General features: G+C 44.8%; 3 protein-coding genes. 1 reads left to right on the forward strand and 2 read right to left on the reverse strand.

The window, feature by feature from the left end; translation table 11 throughout:
- Positions 1–119: 119 nt before the first annotated feature.
- Positions 120–401, forward strand: coding sequence for a hypothetical protein (locus IT291_00270; GenBank protein ID MCC6219655.1), 282 nt, complete (start codon positions 120–122; stop codon positions 399–401).
- Between the two features lie 333 nt (positions 402–734).
- On the opposite strand, the gene IT291_00275 is transcribed toward IT291_00270, so the two are convergent.
- Both IT291_00275 and hflX read right to left on the reverse strand, forming a co-directional pair.
- On the reverse strand, positions 735–1,868 hold the full coding sequence (locus tag IT291_00275) for an ABC transporter substrate-binding protein (GenBank protein MCC6219656.1): 1,134 nt from the start codon (positions 1,866–1,868) through the stop codon (positions 735–737).
- 19 nt (positions 1,869–1,887) lie between these two features.
- Positions 1,888–3,696 carry a GTPase HflX gene (gene hflX, locus IT291_00280; protein MCC6219657.1) on the reverse strand — a complete coding sequence of 603 codons (1,809 nt, stop codon included), beginning with the start codon at positions 3,694–3,696 and terminating at the stop codon, positions 1,888–1,890.
- Positions 3,697–3,863: the final 167 nt, after the last annotated feature.

The raw sequence follows: 3,863 nt of genomic DNA on the forward strand, positions 1-3,863 counted from the left end.
ATTTCGACTATTCAACACGAAGAGGTCGAGCTTATCGGTTTTTCGCAATCATTTTTATTTTCTGCCTTGTAGTAACAGGCTTGCTCTGTACTGACTCAATAAGTAACGAAGAAATAGAGATGGAATTTGAAAGAGTTATGGGAGTTGATATACCAAGTACTTTCGAGGTATTATCAGCTAAACGTAGTATAGGAATCGATATATCCGCGCAGTATACGATCAGATTTAGGGAAGAGGAGTTTTTGGCGATAGTTGATAAGTTGGATTTATCAAAGTGGGAGCATTTCCAAGATAATAAGTATCTTTATTCACTGAGGCTGATGCCTGATGAAAGAAATTCTTATACGGTTGATTTGATAATGGAGAAAAACATTTTACATCTTGTATACCTACACGATTAGCAACTATTCAGCCCATCTTGCCTACGGCTGAATAGTTACAATCTTTTGTTTATTGCCGCCTGCGTCATTAGCACTGATTAATCGCTGCCACAAATATAGACACATGAAGAAGATGCCACCATTCCTTACCTTGGAATTACCAAATACGCCTCGCCAAAATCACACCCCCAAATACCCCGATCCCAGCTCCGGGCCCGTAATGGATCCAACTTTCCCAACTTTACACACGCTCGCCGAAAAGACACAAATCTTCGCGTCATTATAGATTTTTTATCTAGTTCAATAGTTCAGGTATGCGCCGTGCTTCCTCTCTAGAATTGAACTGAAGCTATCTTACCTAGATAGCTCCTTCCACTGCCCATTTTCTACTTTCATTAGCAGAGTTTCTCTGAGGGATAATCCGGAACGATTGAACTTAAGCTTTCCACTGACACCTACGTGCTCCGTTTGTAGAAGCGCCTTGGTGAGGCAATTCTGATCCACCGCATTTTCCGAAACACATGTATTTAAGGCCTTTGCAAGGATACGTATGTCATCGTATGCGAATCCCGCATCTGCCCTTGGAAGATAGCCATAGCGAGCTTTAAAATCCTTCATAAACTCCAACTGAATCGGATCACGACTAGTTTCGACAAAACCATACCAAGTGCTAATCGCGTCATTCTTTTCATAAAGCGCTCGCACAGCAGGAGTATCCGCTTCTGGCAAAAAAGGTGCAACGATGTGAAATGTTGGAATATCGAGCATCCCCATTTCATCCATTTGCTTCATGATAATATGCGCATCGCGCCAAGTGCAGCACACAATGGAATCTGGATTTGAGGATTTTAGCTTTAATAAGATAGTGCGAAAGTCCAGTTCACCAGGGTTATATTCCTCTGTGCCGACAATGCTAATGCCGTTCTCCTTAGCAACGGATCGAAAACTGCGGTGAAAATCTATGCATGCGTCGCTAAGTTCGCGCAGCAAATATGCTCTTTTGCGACCGCTTAAACCAACAGCTCGAGCTATTATTGCCCCGCTCTCTTCGGCACTGACGTAATCCTTAAAGAATCTTGTATTGCTTTCTGCAATGGAGTTATTGCTGGAAGCGTAGATTAGTAATTTTTCCTTTCGTGCAACTAAATCTTTAATTGCCTGAGTTATGTGCGTGAATGCTGACAAAATTACGTCCACATTGTCGACATTTAGAAGCTTGTTTACTCCAGTTACAGCAGATTTAGCTTCTCCTTGATTATCCTCGACAATAATTTCAATTTTACGTCCACTAACGCCACCTTCTTTGTTGATATCTTGGACAGCCATAAGAAAAGCATCACGCTCCTGTGTGCCAAGAAAGGCTAACTTTCCAGATAAGGGAAGCGTCGCACCTAATTTTATAGGACTACACTTCTCGCATTCGCCGAAGGCAGTTCGGCTAACAAAAATAATGCTTGCAAGTAGAAGACATATTGTTGATTTTCTCATTGTCTGTTTAAAGTCCTTACTAATTTACCATAGGGCTGTCATTGAGTGTTTTATATCTACATAACGCAACAAAAGCTTCTTCAATGCGATTTATTAGTACGTCAAATCCATCTCGCTTAAGCGCCGAAATGGGGAGACCGTGGGTAGAGTTTATCAATGTGTCTAGCTCTATCCTACTAAGGCAATCTACTTTATTGAGCACGAGGAGGCAGGGTTTTGATTCCATTCCTAGTGAAGCAAGAGTAGATCTTACAATCTTAATGCGTTCGAGAAGGTCTTCATCGGTAGCATCTACTAGGTGCACCAAGACATCCGCTTCAGCTACCTCTTCTAGCGTTGCCCGAAAGGCCGCAACTAGCTCGTCGGGTAACTCTCTAATAAAGCCCACAGTGTCGACAAATACCACTTCCCTCTCGTTGGGAAAACGCATGCGCTTACTAGATGGATCTAATGTGGCAAACAGCTTGCTTTCCACGAGAACATTGGCCTTAGTGAGCGCATTTAGCAAAGTGGATTTACCAGCATTGGTATAACCTACTATTGCAATCACCGGCACTCCTTTTTCCTGTCGGCGTTCGCGTCGCAATCCGCGCTGTCGAGCTAGGGCGTCGATTCTCTTTTCCAAATCAGAAATGCGATCGCGTATGCGCCGACGGCTAATCTCTAGCTTAGTCTCGCCCGGGCCACGCCCACCTATTCCTCCCGTTAATCTACTAAGTCCGGAATCCTTCTCAGTCAGTCGCGGGAGAGAGTATTTTAGCTGTGCTAGCTCAACTTGTAGCCTACCGTCACTAGTAACAGCCCTCTGTGCAAAAATATCGAGTATCAGCATGCTGCGGTCTATGACGCGCAGCTCTGTTAGTTTGGTAATAGAGCGCAATTGTCCGGGGCTAAGTTCGCCGTCAAATATGAGAAGTTCCGCTCCTAAGTCAAGACTGAGAAGAACCAGATCCTCTATCTTTCCCTTGCCAACTAGAGTCTTGGGATCCAAGCTTCTTCGCCTCTGAATAATGGAGTCGGCAACAGTCACGCCAGCGGTGTTAGCCAATTCCCGAAGTTCATTCATAGAGGCTTTTGCTTGACGGTCTGTTCCGGTATAAGCTCCGACAAGAATAGCCTTGTCCTTTTCAGTGTCATAACCGCCCTCATCCTGCTCTGCAAAACGGTTTTCCAGATCGGCTATGAAATTGTCGAACGCGAAATCTAACTCGCGAATACTCAGTGCATGCAAAAAGCGCATTCCTCGTTCGCCCAAACGCCTGGAGCGATTATCTGCGCGCGACGAATCGGACAGGATATCGAGATGTGCGACCGAGACGGGCCCGGCAATGCCGCCGGCCGTTACAGCAATAACTAGTAGTATATCCAAGCGAAGCTTGTCGAGGTCAGTTAAGAGATCCTGAGAAATTCTAGGACTATCGAATGTCTTGGCACGCGGTCCTGAGGCTCTTGTCTTTCTTGCTTCGTCTAGATCCTTTCGACCATAGACAGTAGGTATCGCCGTGCTAGGTTCTAGTATGCGCTCCCCCTCGGGAACAAATACTATTAAGCGCAAGCGCCTAAGACGTGCCTTATCCAGGCGAAAGCGCCCCAAGTCTGGTAGAAAAAGTCTATTCTTGCTGCCAACGACGACATGCGTAATGCGCCCATCGCGGGCAATAATGAGCCCAATGTGAACGCCCAGTTTTTCTACCAAGACAGACACGCGCGAGGCTAGATCGACATCGACCAGATCACGCGCACTACTCCTTTTTGTAGCTAACTTCTCGAGCTCTTTTAGCTCGCTTGCCCGCAAGCTCTTAATGTCCCCAGAAACAACTGCCTTCATAGTGCGACCGTCATGTAAGACTTAGATAGCCAACAAGTGATATACCATTTACAAAAAGGATTTTTGTAAATGGTATAAACAGCAAGTGCGTAAGCACTTGCCAATAAACAACAAATACCGTTTCCAAAAAGTAAAATATTTAACTTACTTTTTGGAAACGGTATAAC

This window comes from Deltaproteobacteria bacterium, assembly GCA_020845775.1.
GTDB lineage: Bacteria > Bdellovibrionota_C > UBA2361 > SZUA-149 > JADLFC01 > JADLFC01.